The 17,813-nt window shown below is 70.3% G+C and carries 19 protein-coding genes; all 19 read left to right on the top strand.

Features of this window, described 5'->3' with window-relative positions:
- The first annotated feature begins 190 nt into the window (after positions 1-190).
- Positions 191-496, top strand: a complete 306-nt coding sequence (locus FOE67_RS03140) for a hypothetical protein (protein ID WP_182660195.1) — start codon at positions 191-193, stop codon at positions 494-496.
- The gene (locus FOE67_RS03135; protein ID WP_182660194.1) at positions 468-1,907 is read left to right on the top strand and encodes a terminase large subunit domain-containing protein; all 1,440 of its coding nucleotides are present in this window, start codon (positions 468-470) and stop codon (positions 1,905-1,907) included. The genes FOE67_RS03140 and FOE67_RS03135 overlap by 29 nt, the downstream gene beginning before the upstream one ends.
- 19 nt (positions 1,908-1,926) lie before the next feature.
- Positions 1,927-3,303: a phage portal protein gene (locus tag FOE67_RS03130; protein ID WP_182660193.1), complete on the top strand. Its 1,377-nt coding sequence runs from the start codon at positions 1,927-1,929 to the stop codon at positions 3,301-3,303.
- The gene (locus tag FOE67_RS03125; RefSeq protein WP_182660192.1) at positions 3,303-4,457 is read left to right on the top strand and encodes an HK97 family phage prohead protease; all 1,155 of its coding nucleotides are present in this window, start codon (positions 3,303-3,305) and stop codon (positions 4,455-4,457) included. Before FOE67_RS03130 ends, FOE67_RS03125 begins: the two co-directional genes overlap by 1 nt.
- A complete protein-coding gene (locus tag FOE67_RS03120; RefSeq protein WP_182660191.1) occupies positions 4,454-5,707 on the top strand; it encodes a phage major capsid protein in 1,254 nt (417 codons plus the stop codon). Before FOE67_RS03125 ends, FOE67_RS03120 begins: the two co-directional genes overlap by 4 nt.
- A gap of 30 nt (positions 5,708-5,737) precedes the next feature.
- Positions 5,738-6,079: a hypothetical protein gene (locus FOE67_RS03115; protein ID WP_182660190.1), complete on the top strand. Its 342-nt coding sequence runs from the start codon at positions 5,738-5,740 to the stop codon at positions 6,077-6,079.
- Positions 6,076-6,411 (top strand): hypothetical protein, encoded by a 336-nt coding sequence (locus tag FOE67_RS03110; protein ID WP_182660189.1) that lies wholly within the window; start codon positions 6,076-6,078, stop codon positions 6,409-6,411. Before FOE67_RS03115 ends, FOE67_RS03110 begins: the two co-directional genes overlap by 4 nt.
- A gap of 8 nt (positions 6,412-6,419) precedes the next feature.
- On the top strand, positions 6,420-6,992 hold the full coding sequence (locus FOE67_RS03105) for a phage head-tail connector protein (protein WP_182660188.1): 573 nt from the start codon (positions 6,420-6,422) through the stop codon (positions 6,990-6,992).
- The gene (locus FOE67_RS03100) at positions 6,989-7,435 is read left to right on the top strand and encodes a hypothetical protein (protein ID WP_182660187.1); all 447 of its coding nucleotides are present in this window, start codon (positions 6,989-6,991) and stop codon (positions 7,433-7,435) included. Before FOE67_RS03105 ends, FOE67_RS03100 begins: the two co-directional genes overlap by 4 nt.
- 170 nt (positions 7,436-7,605) lie before the next feature.
- Positions 7,606-7,812 (top strand): hypothetical protein, encoded by a 207-nt coding sequence (locus FOE67_RS03095; protein WP_182660186.1) that lies wholly within the window; start codon positions 7,606-7,608, stop codon positions 7,810-7,812.
- Positions 7,809-8,525 (top strand): hypothetical protein, encoded by a 717-nt coding sequence (locus FOE67_RS03090; protein ID WP_182660185.1) that lies wholly within the window; start codon positions 7,809-7,811, stop codon positions 8,523-8,525. The genes FOE67_RS03095 and FOE67_RS03090 overlap by 4 nt, the downstream gene beginning before the upstream one ends.
- A gap of 69 nt (positions 8,526-8,594) precedes the next feature.
- Positions 8,595-9,026 (top strand): hypothetical protein, encoded by a 432-nt coding sequence (locus FOE67_RS03085; protein ID WP_182660184.1) that lies wholly within the window; start codon positions 8,595-8,597, stop codon positions 9,024-9,026.
- Complete coding sequence (locus FOE67_RS03080; RefSeq protein WP_182660183.1) at positions 9,023-9,526, top strand: hypothetical protein; 504 nt, start codon at positions 9,023-9,025, stop codon at positions 9,524-9,526. The genes FOE67_RS03085 and FOE67_RS03080 overlap by 4 nt, the downstream gene beginning before the upstream one ends.
- A gap of 73 nt (positions 9,527-9,599) precedes the next feature.
- Positions 9,600-9,998, top strand: a complete 399-nt coding sequence (locus FOE67_RS03075; RefSeq protein ID WP_182660182.1) for a hypothetical protein — start codon at positions 9,600-9,602, stop codon at positions 9,996-9,998.
- Positions 9,999-10,093: 95 nt separating this feature from the next.
- On the top strand, positions 10,094-10,297 hold the full coding sequence (locus FOE67_RS03070) for a hypothetical protein (RefSeq protein ID WP_228473490.1): 204 nt from the start codon (positions 10,094-10,096) through the stop codon (positions 10,295-10,297).
- Positions 10,298-10,344: 47 nt separating this feature from the next.
- Positions 10,345-13,107, top strand: a complete 2,763-nt coding sequence (locus tag FOE67_RS03065; protein ID WP_182660180.1) for a phage tail tape measure protein — start codon at positions 10,345-10,347, stop codon at positions 13,105-13,107.
- Positions 13,104-16,529, top strand: coding sequence for a hypothetical protein (locus FOE67_RS03060; protein WP_182660179.1), 3,426 nt, complete (start codon positions 13,104-13,106; stop codon positions 16,527-16,529). Before FOE67_RS03065 ends, FOE67_RS03060 begins: the two co-directional genes overlap by 4 nt.
- A gap of 13 nt (positions 16,530-16,542) precedes the next feature.
- Entirely contained in the window at positions 16,543-16,959 is a 417-nt protein-coding gene (locus FOE67_RS03055; RefSeq protein ID WP_182660178.1) for a hypothetical protein, read from the top strand.
- A gap of 20 nt (positions 16,960-16,979) precedes the next feature.
- The coding region (locus tag FOE67_RS03050) for a LysM peptidoglycan-binding domain-containing protein (RefSeq protein WP_182660177.1) at positions 16,980-17,813 on the top strand (834 nt) is incomplete at its 3' end.

Below are 17,813 nucleotides of genomic sequence, written 5' to 3'. Positions count from 1 at the left end.
GCCGTTCTGCCTGGCCACGATGAGACCAACCTGTGTGGCAGCCCACCGGCCGTCGGGACGCTACCCCCAAGGGGCCACCGACAAAGCCGCAGGTCACAGCGCCGGTCAGGGGCTCGTCGTCTCCCTGACCGGCGCCACGGCCCCCAGCCGCCCCCACCGGCACCCAACCGGACCGTCGAGGAGGGCCGCCATGACCACCGACGAGGACCCGCGCAGCGTCGCCGCAGCTGCCGCCAGCGGTGACCGGCGCCGCGCGCTGGAGGCCCTGCGCGACGACCTCGCCCACCGCCTGGACGCGGAGGGCACCACCGACCGGGACGCCGCCGCGCTGGCCACCCAACTGCGCCTGGTGCTGTCCGATCTGGCTGCCCTGAGAGGTGGTGAGACCGGTGACTCCGTCGACGACCTCGCCGCTCGCCGGGCTCGTAGGCGAGCAGAGACCGCGGCTGCGAGTGGTTCCACCGTCGGTGAGCAGCGCGGGCCGGGAGACGATTGACCTCGCAGCCCGCGCAGGTCTGGAGCTCGACCCGTGGCAGAAGTACGTGCTGGAGGACGCGCTGGGCGAGCGTCCCGACGGCCGGTGGGCTGCCACACAGGTTGGTCTCATCGTGGCCAGGCAGAACGGCAAGGGCGCGATTCTGGAGGCCCGCCAGCTGGCCGGGCTGTTCCTGTTCGGCGAAAGTGTGCTGATCCACAGCGCTCACGAGTTCAAAACCTCGAAGCAGCACTTCAGGCGAATCCTGCGGCTGATCGAATCGACGCCGGAGTTCGATGCGCGCGTCGCGCGGGTGCACAAGTCGCACGGCGAGGAGGGCATCGAGCTGAAGTCGGGCGCGCGACTGCTGTTCGCGACCCGAACCAGCGGCGGCGGCCGGGGTTTCAGCGGAGCGGTTCTGTTCCTGGACGAGGCGTACAACCTCACCGACGACGGCATGGCGGCGCTGGCACCCACCCTGGCCACCGAGCCGAACTACCAGATCTGGTACACCACCAGTGCCCCGGACAAAGACCTGGCTCCCTGCGAGGTCATCTCGCGTGCCCGGACCCGAGCTCTGTCCGAGAGCCCGGGTCGCCTGGCGTGGTTCGAGTGGTCGGCGCAGCTGTGCACGGACTCGTGCGGCTCGGACTGCGCCGAGCACGATGACCCCGACGCCCCGGAGACCGTGCGGCGAACCAATCCCGGGCTGGGCGTGCGGCTCAACCACGAGCTGGTGGAGGACGAGCGGGCCGGGACGATCTCCCGGCGGGCCTACATCCGTGAACGGCTGAGCGTGGGCCGGTACGTCGTGGACTCCACCGGCTGGGAGGTCGCCGACTCCGAGTCGTGGGAGGCGTGCAGGCTCCCGGTGGGAGCGGCCCCGCCCCGCCACCCCGTGGCGTTCGGGCTGGACATCAACCCCGAGCGCACCATGGGCGCGATCAGCGTGGCCGGGGTGCGGCCGGATGGCACCTGGCACATGGAGGTCGTCAACCATCTGCCCGGCACCACGTGGATGGTCGACCGAATGGCCGAGCTCAAGCGGAAGTGGAAGCCGTGTGCCGTGGTCGTCGGCAACTTCGGCCCGGCCGGGTCGCTGATCCCCGAACTGGACGAGGCGGGGATCAGGGTCATCAAGGCGTCGACGGGGGAGCGGGCAGCGGCGGCGGGGCTGACGCACGACGCGATCGTGCGGCCGCCGGACGCGCCGAGGACCTGGCGGCCGCGGCTGCGGCACATCGGTCAACCCGCGCTCACCAGCGCGATGGCGGCTGCCACCAAGATCACGCTGGGCAAGGACGGCGCGTTCGTGTGGGGGCGCAACTCCACCTCGGCGGACATCTCCCCGCTGGTCGCCGGGTCGGCCGCGCTGTGGGGTCTGAAGAAGTTCGGAAACCGCACGAAGAAGCCGGCCGCCGCTTGGGCCTGAGAGCTGAGAGGAGGGGGCGATGGGCCTGTTGGACAGGTGGCGACGACGCCGGCGGAAGAACAGCTCTTGGGCACAACCGCCGATCTGGGATCTGGACGGGCTGCGAGGCGCGTTCCTCGGGGGGCTGACGCACGACCGTGAGGCGATCGAGAACGATTTCGAGGGCTACATCCGTGGTGCGCTCAAGGCGAATGGCCCGATCTTCTCCTGCATCGCGGCGCGGCAGCACGTTTTCTCCCAGGGGGAATTCGGATGGCGGTCGGCCATCGACGGCCGACGGTTCGGTGATGAGCAGCTGGCGTTGCTGGAGAATCCGTGGCCGGGCGGCACCACGGGGAAACTGCTCTCGCACATGGAGCAGGATGCCTCGCTCGCGGGCAATTCGTTCTGGTGCGTGGTCGACGACCAGGGCCGGGTGGGGGAGGCGGCGACGGGGCCCGGGCGCCGGATCACGCGACTGCGCCCGGACTGGGTCTACATCGTGCTGGGCAGCCACTCGGGTGAGATCAACGCCCTGGACACGCGGGTGATCGGGTACCTGTACCGGCCGCCGGGCGGCACGGAGGTCCTTCTGCTGCCCGAGCAGGTCAGTCATTACGCGCCGATTCCCGACCCCGAAGCCCGCTTCCGGGGCATGAGCTGGCTCACGCCCGTCCTGCGGGAGATCGAGGCGGACACCGCGGCGACCACGCACAAACGCCGGTTCTTCCAGAACGCCGCCACTCCCAACATGGTGGTGACGTTCGACAAGGACACGGCCGAGGATGCTTTCGATGATTTCGTGGAGAAATTTCGAGCGGGGCACCAGGGGGCGTGGAACGCATACAAGACGCTGTTCCTGATGGGTGGGGCGGACGTGAAGCCCCTCACCCATGATTTTCGGCAGATGGAATTCAACGCCACGGTGGGGCGGATCGAGGCGCGCATCGCCTCGGCTGCCGGGGTTCCGCCCTCGTGGGTGGGGTTCGCCGAGGGCCTGCAAGGGTCGGGCCTGAACGCCGGCAACTTCTCCGCGGGCAGGAGGCGGTTCGCGGACGGCACGATTCGGCCGCTGTGGAAGGAGGCCGCCGCCAGCCTGGAAACCCTCCTCCGGCCGCCCACGTCCGCCCGCCTGATCGTGACCGAGGACGGGGTGGCGTTCCTGCGGGAGGACGCCCGCGACCGCGCGGAGATCTTCCGTACGCGGATGACGGGGATCGACGCCGGTATCAAGGCCGGTTTCGAGGCGGACGCCGTGGTGGCCGCGGCCGCGGCCGAGGACGTGACGCTGCTGCTGGGCCGGCACACCGGTCTGGTGTCCGTGCAGATGCAGCCGCCGCGCACCGGTGAAGACGACGACGGTGGGACGGGCGATGGGCCCGGCTCCGAGAACCAGCCCGAGGAGGGCGATCAGTGATGCACACCAAGTCCTTCTCGGGCGTCAAGGTCGAGGACGCGGCACAAGGCCGGGTCACCGCGGTGTTCGCGACGATGGGTGTGGTCGACTCCGACCACGACGTCACCCGCGAGGGAGCGTTCGAGGACGGCCGGAAGGTCGCGATCTCTGCGTACGGCCACACCAGTTGGGGCGGGGCCCTGCCGGTGGGCAAGGGTGTGGTGAAGGTCCGGGGGAAGAAAGCGATTCTCGACGGGCAGTTCTTCATGGACACCGCGGCCGGCCGCGAGACCTTCTCGGTGGTCAAGGCCCTGGCGGAGGACGGCCTCGGCGAGTGGTCGTATGGTTTCGACATCAACGAGTACTCCTTCGGGGAGTTCGACGGCCGCCGGGTGCGCTTCCTCGACCGAGTCACGGTGCACGAGGTATCCCCGGTGCTCCTGGGCGCCGGAGTGGGTACCGGCACACTCAGTGCCAAGTCCCGCCACGGGGAGCCGGACCGGCCCGGGCCCGCCGTGCCCGCCGTGCGCAAGGCGATTCCGCCCCACGACACCCCGACGACACCCCGGCCGTGGGACGGGCCCCGCACGATCGCCGCGATCACGGAGGACGCCCGGCCCTCGGAGCTGCGCAGCGTGCACGCCTGGGTGGACCCCGACGGCGACCCCGAGGCCAAGAGCAGCTACCGCTACCCGCACCACCACGGGGTGGACGGCCCCGCGAACCTCCGCGCCGCCGTCATCCACATCGCCCACCTGAACTCGGCGGCGTGCGACCTCCCCGAGGAGGACCGCAAGGCCGTCTACGAGCACCTGGCGGAACATCTGCGTGCCGCGGACCGCCAGCCTCCCGAGCTGCGCGCTCGGGGGGAACGGCCCGCCAAGGGCCTGCGCCTGGTCGACGAGGCCGCCGATGTGCTGTCGGCCCTGTCGGCCCTGACCGATCGCGCCGTGGAGGTCGTGACCCTCCGGGCGACGCACGGCAAGCGACTGGGTGCCGGTCCCGCCGATCTCCTGAGCTGGATCGGCGACGACCTCAAGCGCCTGGACCGCGTGCTGGCCGGCCAACCGGACGACGACGCGCAGGAGCCGGACGACGCCGAACTGGCGTCCCTGCTCGCCGCGTCCGTCGCCCGCATCCACGACATCCACGACCCGAACGGAGAGCGAGCATGAGCACCCTGGTGGAGTTCCCCGCGCTGAAGGAGGCGCGGGGCAAGCTGGAGCAGCGCCGCAAGACCCTGCGGGCGTTCCTCGACGAGGCCGGCCCCGAGTACGACATGTCCAAGGTCAAGTCGGTGTCCGGCGACACCCACGCGAAGGTGGAACACCTGCGGTCCCTGAACGCCGAGATCGACGAGGCCGCCGTCGAGGTCGAGCAGCTGGAGGTCGTCGCGAAGGCGGCCGGCGCCGCGAAGGCGGCGGAGGACGAGGCCGGGCGGCGTGGTCGCGGCGGCGGGATCGAGCCGGGCGCCGATGGCGACAGGCCCACCAAGGACAGCGGGAACCTGGGCGAGATGTTCGTCAAGTCCAAGGCATACACGGAGCGGCGCCGGGGCGCGGAGGGCCCGAGCACTCCTCTCGACATGGAGGTGAAGGCCCTCTTCGAGACCGGCGCGGGGTGGGCCCCGGAGACCACCCGCACCGGCCGGCTGGTGGAGGCCGCGACCCGTCCCATCCAGGTCATCGACTTCATCCCGGGGACCACCACCGCCCAGGCGGCCGTGGTCTACATGGAGGAAACGGTCTTCCAGAACAACGCCGAGGAAGTCGCCGAGGGCGAGGCGTACCCCGAGGCACAGTTGGAGTTGACCGAGCGGGACTCGCCGGTGCGGAAGATCGGTACCTGGCTGCCGATCACCGACGAGCAGCTGGAGGACGAGACGCAGGCCGCCGGGTACGTCAACAACCGGCTGCCGTTCATGATCCGGCAGAGGTTGGACTACCAAATCCTGAACGGTGACGGGGACGCCCCGAACCTGCGGGGCGTGAACAACGTGACGGGCATTCTCACCCAGAGCAAGGGCGCCGACCCCACGCCCGACGCGATCTACAAGGGGATGACCCTGGTCCGGGTCGAGGGGCAGGCCATCCCGAATCTGGTGGTGCTCTCCCCGTACGACTGGCAGAACATCCGGCTGCTGCGCACCGCGGACGGCGTCTACATCTGGGGCAACCCGAGCGAGGCGGGCCCGGAGCGGATCTGGGGCCTGCCGGTGACGCAGGCCCAGGCGCAGCCGGCCGGAGCGGGCCTGGTCCTGGACACGTCGTTCCTGGAGCTGGCCGTCCGCCGTGGCGTGGATGTCCAGATCACCAACTCCCACGCCGACTTCTTCGTGCGGGGCCGGCAGGCGGTCCGGGCGGACATCCGTGCCGCGTTCGTGGTGTACCGGCCTGCTGCCATCGCCCGCATCAGCGGCCTGTGACCGGGATCGGTCAGGACGGAGGAGCGCAAGATGCCGATCATCGAAGGGGCCCAGCCCCGACCGGGCGTCACCCGGGTGCTGGGCGTCAACGCAGAGGCGGTCGTGGGGCGCGATGACATCGTGCTGTCCCTGGCCTCGACGAACGCGGAGACCAAGGAGATCACGCTGCCGGAGCCGCCGCAGACTCAGGCCGGGCACACCGTGACGATCATCCTGCGGTCCCATTCCTCGGGGGCCTACGAGGTGACCACCGAGGACGGCACGGTCACCCTGGAGGCCGCCAACCACGGCGTGGTCCTGTCCTACGACGGGACGGCCTGGCGTACGGCCGGGCTGACCGGGGCCGGGGCCGAGGGGGGCGGGGCGCCGTGAACGATCGCATCCGTATCGAGCGGCGGTGGTGCCTGACGGCGGACCGGACGCGGGTGGTGCCCGAAGAGGATCCGGAGGCGCGGTACCTGCACTGGAGGCCGGGGCAGCTCGTGCCCCGTGCCGAGGCGGTGCGGCTGGGCGCGCTGGAGACGGTGAAGGAGGACCAGGACCAGGAGCAGGGCTCGCAGAGCGAGGAGGTCAAGCCGGAGCCGGCCAAGCCGGCCGGGCGGAAGCCGGCCGCAAAGCGGCGCTCTCCGCGGTCGAACAAGGCCGCCACCGCGGAGAGCGACAAGACCCCCGACGCCGATGGCGACTCGGACGGCCGATGGTGAGGTGAGCGATGTACGGCGAGCCCTACGCCTCCCTGGCCGAGATGAAGGACCGGTTCGACATCGTCGACGATGACGATGACGACAAGCTGGAGCGCGCGATCACCGCGGCGTCGACCGGCGTCGATCGGTACTGCCGCCGCCAGTTCAACCGCGGCGCGGCCCCGGAGGAGAGGGAGTACGACCCCATCTTCCCGGGGCTGCTGTTCGTCGACGACATCCACGACCTGGACGGGTTGCTGATCGACGGGGCGCCGCTGGACACCGCGGCGGTGAGGCCCGAACCGATCGGCGGTCTCCGTGACGGAGTGCCCGGGTGGCCGTACTGGAAGCTGCGGAGCCGCGGACGCACCGGCCCGAGGTGGTCCGGGCCGGTGCGGGTCACCGCATGGTGGGGCTGGGCGGCCGTCCCGGCGCCGGTGCGCGAGGCCACCGCCATCGCCGCCAGCGAGATCTTCAAGACCAAGGACGCACCGTTCGGGGTCGCCGGCTGGAACGATTTCGGCATCATCACGGTGCGGGAGAACCCACAGGTCAAGGGTCTGCTGAATCCGTACCGGAGGAAGGGGGTGAGGATCGCGTGAGCCTGGCGGTGATCCGAGCGGGCATCGCGGACCGGTTGACGAACGTGCCGGGTCTGCGTTCCTCCATCTGGGTCAAGGGCAACATCAGCCCGCCCACTGCGGTGGTCGTGCCCGGCGATCCGTCCTCCTCCGGGCCCGACGGCCAGGCCGTCACCTATGACGGGACGTTCGGCAACGGTTGCCACGACTACCGGTTCCTGATCGCGGTGCTGGTGTCCACCAGCCACGACCCCTCCGCGCAGCGGCGCCTCGACGAGTTCCTGGAGCCGGTCGGTCCGCACAGCATCAAGGCCGCGGTGGAGGCCGGCGGGCTGCGGCTCGACGACCGCGCGGACCACGTCCGGATCGCGGCCGTCACCCAGTACGGGATCATCCCGTGGGCCGGCATCGACTACCTCGGGGCGACGTTGAGAGTGGAGGCGACCGCCAGTGTCCAGCCGTAGGTATCGCGTGTTGAGGGGGCTGACCTACCGGCCTGCGGGCAAACGCGGCGGGATTCGCCGGGCCAACAGGGGAGAGGTCGTAGAAGACCTGCCGGTGCGCAGCATCGAGTGGCTGACTCGACGCGGCGCGGTCAGTGAGGAACCGGCAGGACCGGAAGGGGGTGAGGCCGATGAGCACGGTCGGTGACAGGGTGCTGGAGGCCGTGACGGTCAGGCCCGGAGACATCCTGCTGCTGCGGGTCTCACCCGACCTCGATCCCCGGGAGCTGGAAGCCCTCGGTGGCGCGGCGCAGAGGTGGGCCAGGTCGTTGGGCGTCCGGGTCGAGATCGTCGCGTGTGAGCAGATCGCCGCCATCCACGGAGGTGGCGGACGATGACGTTCATCCACACCAAGGCGTCCCGGGTGCTGCTCGCCCATCGGCACGTGTCCATGAACGTCACCGGCTGGACGGCGAACCACTCGCTGAACATGTCCCAGGTCACCTCTCTACTCGACGAGGGCCACCGGTACATCCCCGGCCTGTTGGACGGTCAGATCACTCTCAACGGGCTGCTCGACACCTCCGCGGAGAGCCTGTACGAGCTGATGCGGGAAGTGCGCGAGACCCCCGACGGCATGGTCACCACCCTCCTGCCGGCCGGTTTGGCGGCCGGCCGGCCGGCGTTCATCACCGAAGCCAACAGCAGCGGGTTCACCATCGACGCCACGGTCACCGACGCCGTGTCGATGACCGTGGAGGGACAGCCGCAGGAGGGTGTCGACTGGGGGGTCTGTCTGCACCCCCACACCACGGTGACCGGTTCCGGCGAGGGCCCGTCGGTGGACGACGGGGCCGAGTCCACCACCGGTGGCGTGGCCACGCTGCACGTGACCGCGGCCACGGGGGCCGCTCCCGACCTTGACGTGGTGATCCAGGACTCCGAGGACGAACTCGTGTGGGTCGACCTGGTGGAGTTCGAGCGGGCGACCGGCCCCACTCACCAGTACGTGCGGTTCGACGGCCCGATCGAGCGCTACGTGCGCGCCACCTGGGCCCTGGAGGGCGAGGACACCACCGCCACGTTCGCTGTCGCCGTCGCCCGCCGATAACCCACCACCGCCCCACGGGCCCGACCGGAAGCATTCCGGTCGGGCCCTTTCTCATGAAAGGAGGACGGCGTGTCCTTCCAGCACGGTAAGAACTCGTATTTCGCGATCCAGGACTCCGGGGAATCGCTGCGGGATCTGTCCCCGTACACCGACAACATCTCCGGGCTGCCGGGAGCGGTTCAGCTCTCCGAGGTCACCGCATTCGGGGATGAGGGCACCAGGCACATCCCCGGCCTGGAGAACACCACGTTCTCCGTCAACGGCCATTTCAACACCACCGCCACGACCGGGCCGCATGCCGTGTTGTCCTCCATCCGTCGGGGCGAGAACGGGCCCTACCCGTTCTCCTACGGACCCGCCGGCCAGGGGACCGGCCGACCGGAGCTGTCCGGTGAGGCGTGGTGCACCGGCTACAACATCACCGGCGCGGTCGCCGACAAAATCTCGTTCACGGCCGAATTCCAGGTCGACGGCACCGTGACCGTGGGCAGTTTCTCGTGAGCGCGGACCGCGAACTGTCCATGGAACTGGAGATGGGCCGGGAGATCACCCGGGTGGCCGAGCGGCTGCGCGAGACCGACCGCAAGCTGCCCACCCGGTTGCGTGCCGAGCTGCGGAAGGCCGCCAGGCCGGCGGCGGCCGCCGCGAAGGCGGCGGTGCGGCGAATGCCGGTCAAGGGCCGCGGCTCCACCGGCCTGCGCCGCAGGGTGGCGCGCGGAGTCCGTATCCAGGCGTCCACGAAGATCGGCATGAGGATCGTCACGGCCATGCCCACCGGCGAGGAGCTGCTGCCGCGTGGCCTGGACTCCCAGGGCCGGGACGGGGGATGGCGCCACCCGCTGTTCGGCAACAAGGAGGAGTGGGTCCACCAGAAGGGCGGCAGCTGGTTCATGCGGCCGATCTCCGATCAGATGCCGACCGTTCGGCGGAACATCTCGAAGGTGATCGAGGATTCCGCGAGTTGGATCGGCAATGCCGGAGGGCCCTCCGGCGCCCCTTAATCAGAACTCTCTTTCGCCCCGGAGAAGAATTGTTCCGGGGACCTCCCCGCACCGAGAAGAAAGGAGCGCTGCTATGGCGCTGCTCAGCAAAGCACAGATCCTGGCCGCTGATGACCTTCCCACCCGGGATGTCAAGGTTCCCGAGTGGGGCGGCAGCGTCCGGGTGCGCACCCTGTCGGGCACCGAGCGGGACCAGTTCGAGGCCGACAGCATGAAGGGCAAGGGCAAGAATCGGGACATCAACCTCGCCAACATGAGGGCCCGGCTGGTCGCGGCCACCTGCGTGTACGAGGACGGCACCCTCATGTTCGACGAGCCGTCGGACGTCATCGCCCTGGGCCGGAAATCCGCAGCCGCGCTGGACCGCGTCTACACCGCGGCCGCCGAGCTGTCCGGCATCACCGACGCGGACATGGAGGAGCTGGCAGAGGATTTCACCGGCGCCCCGAACGAGCCCTCTACCACCGACTAGCGCTGGCCACCGGCCGCACCGTCTCCGAGCTGCTGGCGTCCACCACCAGCCGGGAGCTGACGGAGTGGGCGGTCTACGAGGAGTTGTACGGACCGGTGGACTCGCGGTGGCGGGACGCGACTCTCGCCGCCCTGCTGGAGGAGGTGCAGCGGCTCGGTTATCTGGTCGGCGCGGCCTGGCTGACCGGTAAGGGACAGCCGAATCCCGTGCCCGAGCCGGCCCCGGTGCCCCGGCCCTGGGAGCTCAACCAGCAGCAGACCACGGAGACGGAGGAGGGCCGGGGCGGGGACGTCGAGTGATGTCTCCGCCCCCGGGGCCCCACCCCTGAGCAGGCGAGGGGGTGGCCGTGGCAACGCTGACCTCCCTCGGCTTCTCCATCTACGCCCGCTACAAGCGCGGCGGTCTCCAGCAGGCAGCGGAGGACCTGGACAAGTTCCAGTCCCGGTCCGAACGCCTGGGGTCCTCGCTCACCTCGATGGGCGAAGGCGTTTCGACTCGCGTTTCCGCCCCGCTGATCGGCATCGGGGTCACCGCTCTGAAAATGAGCGGCGATTTCGAAGCGGCGATGAATGGCGTCAGGGCCGTCACCGGTGCCACGGGAGATGATTTCGACGGCCTGAGAAATCTCGCCAAAGACCTCGGCTCCACCACCGCCTTTTCCGCGTCCGAGGCGGCGGCCGGCATGGAATTCTTGGGGATGGCCGGATGGAATACCAACCAGATCCTCTCCGGAATGCCGGACATTTTGAACCTCGCAGCGGCGGGAAATGTTCAGCTCGCTGATGCCGCGAACACCGCCTCGAATATCATGGCGGGTTTCGGGATCGAGGCGGAGGAATCCGGCCGGGTCGCGGACGCGCTGGCCGCCGCGTGCGCCTCCGCCAACGTCGATCTGAGCATGCTCGGGGAGACGATGAAGGTCGCGGCCCCGGCTGCGGCCTCGGCCGGGTGGTCCCTGGAGCAGACGGCGGCCGCGGCGGGCATGCTCGGTAACGCCGGCATTCAGGGCGAGACCGCGGGTACCGGTTTGACCTCCGCGATTCTCGGCATGATGGATGCCTCCTCGGCGGCATCGAAAACCCTACGGGATCTGGGTGTCTCCACGCTCGATTCCAACGGGAATCTGCGAGACATGTCCGCGATTCTCATCGACCTGGAGAAGGCCGGTGCGAACGCGGTGGACATGGGCCGGATCTTCGGTGCCGACCACGGGCCGAAAATGGCGGCGCTCCTCGGCCAGGGCTCCGAGGCGTTGAAGGAACTTGAAGACGGCCTTCTGAATGTGGAGGGCGCCGCCGAGACCATGGCAGCCATCCGCATGGAAGGGCTGAATGGTGAGCTGAAAACCCTCCAGTCGGCATTCGAGGGTTTGATGATTGCCATCGGCGACACCGGTTTGTTGTCGATGGCGACCTCGTTGGTGTCCCGGTTGGGGGAATTGACGCAGGCCGCGGCGAACGCCAACCCCACATTGCTGAAGTGGGGTGTGCTCCTCGGCGCGGTACTGGCCGCGGCAGGGCCGGTCCTGTGGGTCACCGGCCAGATGGTGACCGCCATCGGGCAGGTCTCGGCCGCGGTGAAGTTCCTGCTCCCGCTGATCAAGGCCGCGTCCCTGGCCCTGTGGGCGTCCCCCTGGACGTGGGCCGTCGTGGGGGTTCTGGCTCTCGCCGGGGCGCTGGTGTGGGCCTACAAGACCTTCGATGGGTTCCGCGCGATCGTGGACAGCGGCGCCGGGACGCTGCGCGACGTCTTCGGCTGGCTGGTGGAGTGGGCCGCCCAGGTGCGCGCGGCGTTCGCCGAGGGCGGCATCGGCGGTGCGGTCTCGAAGCTGGGCGAGCAGGCCGGACCGATCCTCGCCACCTTGATGGACCTCCGCGAGGTCGCCTTCGATGGGGCGCTGTCGCTGTTCGGGGCCATCGTCGATGCCCTGCCGGTGCTGGTGCCGCAACTGGTCGCAGCCCTCTCGGGCATGCTCCAGCAGGTCGTCACCACTCTGGTCTCGGCGGCGCCCCTGGTGCTCCAGGCCGGCGTACAGCTCCTCACCGGACTGGTCGACGCCGCGGTGGCGGTGCTGCCGATCGTGGTCGAGGGACTGGTGTCGATCCTGACCGCGCTCCTCGGCGCGGTGGTCGAGGCGCTGCCCCTGCTGCTGGAGGCCGGAACGACGCTGCTGCGCGCCCTGATCGACGGCATGGTCACGTTCCTGCCGCTCGTTGTCGAATTCGTGTTCGGGCAGATGTGGCCGACGATGCTCGGCGCCCTCATGGATCTGCTGCCCGAACTCCTCGACGCCGGCGTCGATCTGATGATGACGCTGGTCGACGGCCTGACGACGACCCTGCCCGTCCTGGTCGCACTGGCGTCCGAGCTGATCCCCAGGATCACGCAGACGCTCTCCGACATGCTGCCGCGCCTGGTCGAGACCGGCGTGGACATGCTGCTCAAGCTGACCGACGGGATGATCCGCGCCACTCCCCAGCTGGTGGCGCTGGCGCTCACCCTGCTGCCGACCGTGGTCTCCACCCTGATGCGGTTCATGCCGATGCTGCTCTCGGTCGGTTTCCAGGTCATCGGGTCCCTGGTGATGGGCATCGGGCGGGCGATCCCGCAGCTGGCCCGGACCGTCATCGTGGAGGTCATCCCCGCCATCCTCATGGCGCTGCGGCGGGCCGGAGGAAGCCTGGTGCGCGCGGGGTGGGACATCATCTCGGGCCTCGCGCGGGGCATCAAGGACGCCGTCTCCGGCGTTCTGCGGCCCACGCTGAACTGGGTCACCGGCCTGATCCCCAACTTCAAGGGGCCACGCCCGGTTGACCTCCAGCTCCTCCAGCCCGCGGGCCGGGACATCATGACCGGCCTGGCATCCGGCATCACCGACGGGGTGCCCGGGGTGCGCCGGGCACTGGGCGATGTCACCCGGGAGATCCCCTCCATGGCCCGCCCCACCGGTGCCCTGCCGCCACCGGGAACCGCCGGGGCCGCAGCCGGCGGCGGCCGGGTCGAGGTCGTCATCCACCTCGACGGAGACGAGGACATGGTGCGCATGTTCCGCAAGGCCGTGCGGGTACGAGGCGGGGACGTCCAAGCCGTTCTGGGAGGGGTGAGATGAGAATCGACCTGCGTGCGGAGATGCGCATCGGCGACGACGACGTCGATGTCACCGAGGACGTGCGGATCGCGGACGCCGTGGTCTCGCACCGCTGGGGCCGTGCCGACGAGGCGTCACAGCCGGATCCGGCGACCGCAGGACTGACGCTCAACAACCGGGACGGCGTCTACTCCGTCTACAACCCCCTCGGCCCCTACTGGGGGACGCTGGGGCGCAACACCCCCCTGCGCCTGACCAACCACACCGGTAGCGTGCACTGCGCCACCGGCGAGACCGGGCACATCAGCACCCCCGATCACCCCGCGCTGCGGATCACCGGTGACCTGGACGTGCGCCTGAGCCTGGGCACCTGGGCATGGCGGCCCGGGCAGAACATCGGACTGGCGGGACGCTGGCAGACCACCGGCAACCAGCGGTCGTGGATGCTGACCCTCACGGCCGCCGGGCACCCGCAGCTGCGCTGGTCCACCAACGGCTCCACCACCCTGACGGCCACCGCCGCACTGCCGGTACCGATCCTCGCCGGGAAACGGGGTGCCCTGCGCGCCGCGCTCGACGTCGACACCGGCGCCGGCTGGGCGGTCACCTTCTGGATCCGGCGGCCGCGCGAACCCTGGCGTCGCCTGGGAGAGCCGGTCAGCGGCTCCGGCGCCACGTCGGTGCACGCCGGGACCGCGGACCTGTGCGTCGGCATCATGCCGGCCGCAGGCATCGACGGCAGGCCCCTGCGCATCATGGCTGTCGAACTCCTCGACGGCATCGACGGCACGGCAGTGGCGGACCTCGACCTCACCACCGCCGAGAGCGGCGCCCCCGAGGTCGTCGACGCCGCAGGCCGCACCTGGAGCCCGCAGGCTGGCGCCGAGATCACCCGACGCCGCGTGGTCCACGCCGGGGAAATCGTCGAGCTGCCTCCGCGGTGGGACCGCACCGGGCAGGACCGGTACGTGCCGATCACCTCGGCCGGCCTGCTGCGACGGCTCCAGACCCCCTCGCGTACCCCACCGCGGTCCGCGCTGCGCCGCTACATGGCCGACCGGGCGCACGCTCAGGTGGTCTACTGGCCGATGACCGAGGGCGCGCAATCCGAGGCGGGTCGCCCGGCCGTGGGTACCGCGCTGCTGCGGGTGGTCCAAGCCGGTTGGCACTCCGCGCCGGCCCGGCCCGAATGGGGTCGCGGGGAACTGGCGCCGTGGTTGGAGCCGGTGATGAACGTCCCGGCCGAGGGCCTGGTCGTGCTCTCCGCACCGGTCACCGTCACCGGACAGCGGACCGTGGAGTACGTGCGGCAGGGCCCCGGAGGGACCGTACGGCTCATCCTCACCGACCGGGCCGACCCGCCCCGCGAATGGGTGCTGCTGATCTCCACCGGCGACGGGGGCTCGGTGGTACTGCTCTCCGGTGTCGACGGCCTGCTGATGCCGGTGCACGTGACGCTCGGGGACCAACGTGCCCTGACCAATGAGCCGCACCTGATCAGGCTCACAGTGGGGCAGGGCTCCTCGACGCCGTGGCAGATCCACATCGACGGCCAGCTGGTCGCCTCCGGTACCGCGTCCGTCGCGACCACCGTGCTTGCCCGGGTCGGCATGGAGGTGGTGACCGCCGGAGACCCGGAGACCAACGGCGCGGTCAGCATCGGCCACCTGGTGGTGTGGCAGGGAGCCGGGCCCGCCCCCGCCGAGACGTGGGGAGCGGTCCGCGGCTGGGAGGGGGAGAAGGCCGGGCGCCGCGTGGTGCGCATCTGTGGCGAACAGTCCATCCCGCTGACGGTCGTCGGCGACCCGGACAACACCCAACCGGTGGGCCCGCAGCAGCTCCAGCCACCGGTCACGGTGATGCGCCAGGCGGTCGAAGTCGACGACGCCCTGCTGATGGACGCCCGGCACGAACTCGGCCTGCTGCTGCGCACCCGGGCCAGCATGGACAACCAGCCCCCCGCGCTCGTCCTCGACGCATCGGCCGGTCACCTGGCGCAGGAACCAGAACCGACGGCGGACGACCAGCTGACCGTCAACCGCGCCGTCGTCGCGCGCATCGACGGCGGAGAAGCCGAGTACGAACAGACCGAGGGCAGACTCGGGACCCAGGACCCGCCGCTGGGCATGGGGCTGAAGGAGCGGGGCTGGGAGCTCAACGCCTGGTCCGACTCCCAACTCCTGGACCTCGCGGCCGCCCGGGTGGCTGCGGGCACGGTGGACGAGCTGCGCTGGCCGAAGATCACCCTGCACCTGCACGATGACCGCCTGGCCGACCTGGTGGACGACGTCCTGGAACTGCTGCCGGGCGACCGGGCCACCCTGGTCGGCGTGGACGGTGCCCCGCCCGGCGTGATCGAGCTGGCCATCGACGGCGCCACCGAGGCCGCAACCAGCCGCGAATGGCGCGTCGACCTCACCTGCCGCCCCGGTTCCCCGCACGTGGTGGGGCAGGTCACGTGGGACGATCCGCAGCCGGAGGACCCGCCCTCCCACATCGACACCGACGGATCCCGCCTGGCACTGCTGGCCGGCCCCGACGCCACGACACTGTGGGTCGAGCCCGCCCCGCCCGCCGAGCTGGACTGGATCGTGACCGGCTCCCCGCAATCCGTCCCCGAGGATGTCCCCGTCGATGTCCTCGTCGGTGGCGAGGTGGTGACGGTCACCAACATCGGTGCCCCGGTGACCGGAGGGCCCTGGGCGGCGGCGGCCGGGAACACCGACATCATCGGAGCCAACGATCAGGTGGCGCCGAGCGTGACCGCGGCCGAACCCGGACTGCTGGTGTGCGCCTGGGCCACCTACGCCATCCCCGTCGAGTACACCATCCCGGCCGGGATGACCGGCCTGGGGCAGGCCGCGGGGTACTACGCCTCGGCGACCGTCGCCGTGGAGAACGTGCCGGCAGGCCCCACCGGCACACGAACCGCCACGGCCGATTTCGTCGACGCCTACGGGGCGATCTCGGTCGTGGCTCCGGGAGCCTCCGTCGCCCTGACCAACTGGGTCCGCGCCTATGAGGAGCTGCCGGAGGACGGCCTGACGCTCACCGCGCCGGCCGAGGTCGGGGACTGGCTGGTGGCCATCCACCTGGCCGACTGGGACCCCAACGACGAGATGGCCCGCCCCGACGGCGGGTGGGAACCGGTGACCGAGTCCTCCGGGCCCACCGCCGACGCGGCCCGCGTACGGGTGTGGGCCCGGCAGGCAAGCACCTCCGGGGCCCAGGAAGTCGTTCTGTCGGGTGGCGACCAGCTGACCGACGTCCACGGCTGGCTCCTGGTCTTCGCCGGTGTCTCGGCCGCCAGCGGCCAGCCGTTCACGGTGATCCGCGCGAGGAACGGCATCTCGAAAACGCACCCGGCCGGTACGGACGTGCGCTTGGCCCGCCCCATGCTCGTCGCTCCCGGGTGGGATGTCGACGGCGTCCTGGGGCTGTGAGAGGAGGGGCCTCATGACGCGCTGGGTTCCCGGCATGCGGGTGACCGCAGGCCGGGCCAACGGCATCCTCATGGACTGGACACCTCTGACCGATCTCGGAACGTGGCAGGGAAGTTTTGGGCCGAACTCGTCTTTCGTGCCGAGGATGCGGAAAATCCTGGACCGGGGAACACCGGTATGGGAATTCGAGGGAGACATTGACCTCGGCAGCGTATCGCTGAACTCCACTCATCAGGTTTTCGTCTTCAGCGCCGGCCACCGGGTATCCAGCACAAAAATCTATGCTCAGGGCGGAAATTCCGTTTCCTACAGTCACGTATGGGTCCAATTCATCCCGGCCGGGGGACTCAACGTCGGCATCCCCAACTCCGGGTCCAGCAGCGGTGCGACCCGGGTGTGCCTCGCGGGGCTGCGCATCACCAACCCCTGAACCGACAGGAAGTGATCGACATGGATCTGGTGTCCCGTTCCGGATGGGGCGCCCGTCCCTTCCGGACCCCCGCCGGGGCGACTCCGTACGGCAGGGCCCGACTCGGGGTGAAGGTGCACTACCTCGGTAGCGCCTACTCCGACCGACCGCATACCCAGTGCCCCGGCTACATCCGCTCCGTGCAGGCCCAGCACATGGACGGCAACGGCTGGTCCGACATCGCCTACTCCTTCGTGGTCTGCACCCACGGCACCGTCTACGAGGGGCGCGGTCTGGAACGGCGGAACGCGGCGAACGGCAACACCTCGCTCAATGACGCCCATTACGCGGTCTGCGCGCTGCTCGGCGCCTCCGGCCTGACCGAACCGCCCGACGCCCAACTCCACGGCATGCGGGACGCGATCGAACACTGCCGGGCCCGGGGCCCGGCCGGCGGGGAGATCTCCCGGCACGCCGACGGCTTCGCCACCGCCTGCCCCGGCCCCGCCCTGACCTCGTGGGTGCGCGCCGGCGCCCCCCGGCCGTCGAGCGGTGGGCCCAGCGGCTTCCACGTGGTGCAACGCGGGGAGACCCTTTCCGGTATCGCTCGTCACCACGGAACCACCTGGCAGGAACTCCACACCCTGAACCGAGAGCTGATAGGCCCCGACCCGGGCCGGATCACCCCCGGACAACGGCTGCTCCTGCCGGGGGGCACGCACACCGTGCGGGCGGGGGAGACCCTTTCCGGCATCGCCACCGCCTACCCCGGGGTCACCTGGCAGCAGATCGCGCAGGCCAACCGCATCCCCGCCCCCTACACGATCCACCCCGGTCAGCGCCTGACCATTCCCGCGCAGCGATCCGCCCCCGTC

This window comes from Streptomyces calidiresistens (assembly GCF_014141525.1).
GTDB lineage: Bacteria > Actinomycetota > Actinomycetes > Streptomycetales > Streptomycetaceae > Streptomyces > Streptomyces calidiresistens.
This window is presented reverse-complemented; position numbering and strand designations above follow the sequence as displayed.

What these genes read in the sequence shown, in the direction of transcription:
- FOE67_RS03140 (WP_182660195.1), top strand. Translation starts at nt 191, where the DNA reads ATGACCACCGACGAGGACCCGCGCAGCGTCGCCGCAGCTGCCGCCAGC.
- FOE67_RS03130 (WP_182660193.1), top strand. Translation starts at nt 1,927, where the DNA reads ATGGGCCTGTTGGACAGGTGGCGACGACGCCGGCGGAAGAACAGCTCT.
- FOE67_RS03125 (WP_182660192.1), top strand. Translation starts at nt 3,303, where the DNA reads ATGCACACCAAGTCCTTCTCGGGCGTCAAGGTCGAGGACGCGGCACAA.
- FOE67_RS03120 (WP_182660191.1), top strand. Translation starts at nt 4,454, where the DNA reads ATGAGCACCCTGGTGGAGTTCCCCGCGCTGAAGGAGGCGCGGGGCAAG.
- FOE67_RS03115 (WP_182660190.1), top strand. Translation starts at nt 5,738, where the DNA reads ATGCCGATCATCGAAGGGGCCCAGCCCCGACCGGGCGTCACCCGGGTG.
- FOE67_RS03105 (WP_182660188.1), top strand. Translation starts at nt 6,420, where the DNA reads ATGTACGGCGAGCCCTACGCCTCCCTGGCCGAGATGAAGGACCGGTTC.
- FOE67_RS03095 (WP_182660186.1), top strand. Translation starts at nt 7,606, where the DNA reads ATGAGCACGGTCGGTGACAGGGTGCTGGAGGCCGTGACGGTCAGGCCC.
- FOE67_RS03090 (WP_182660185.1), top strand. Translation starts at nt 7,809, where the DNA reads ATGACGTTCATCCACACCAAGGCGTCCCGGGTGCTGCTCGCCCATCGG.
- FOE67_RS03075 (WP_182660182.1), top strand. Translation starts at nt 9,600, where the DNA reads ATGGCGCTGCTCAGCAAAGCACAGATCCTGGCCGCTGATGACCTTCCC.
- FOE67_RS03060 (WP_182660179.1), top strand. Translation starts at nt 13,104, where the DNA reads ATGAGAATCGACCTGCGTGCGGAGATGCGCATCGGCGACGACGACGTC.
- FOE67_RS03055 (WP_182660178.1), top strand. Translation starts at nt 16,543, where the DNA reads ATGACGCGCTGGGTTCCCGGCATGCGGGTGACCGCAGGCCGGGCCAAC.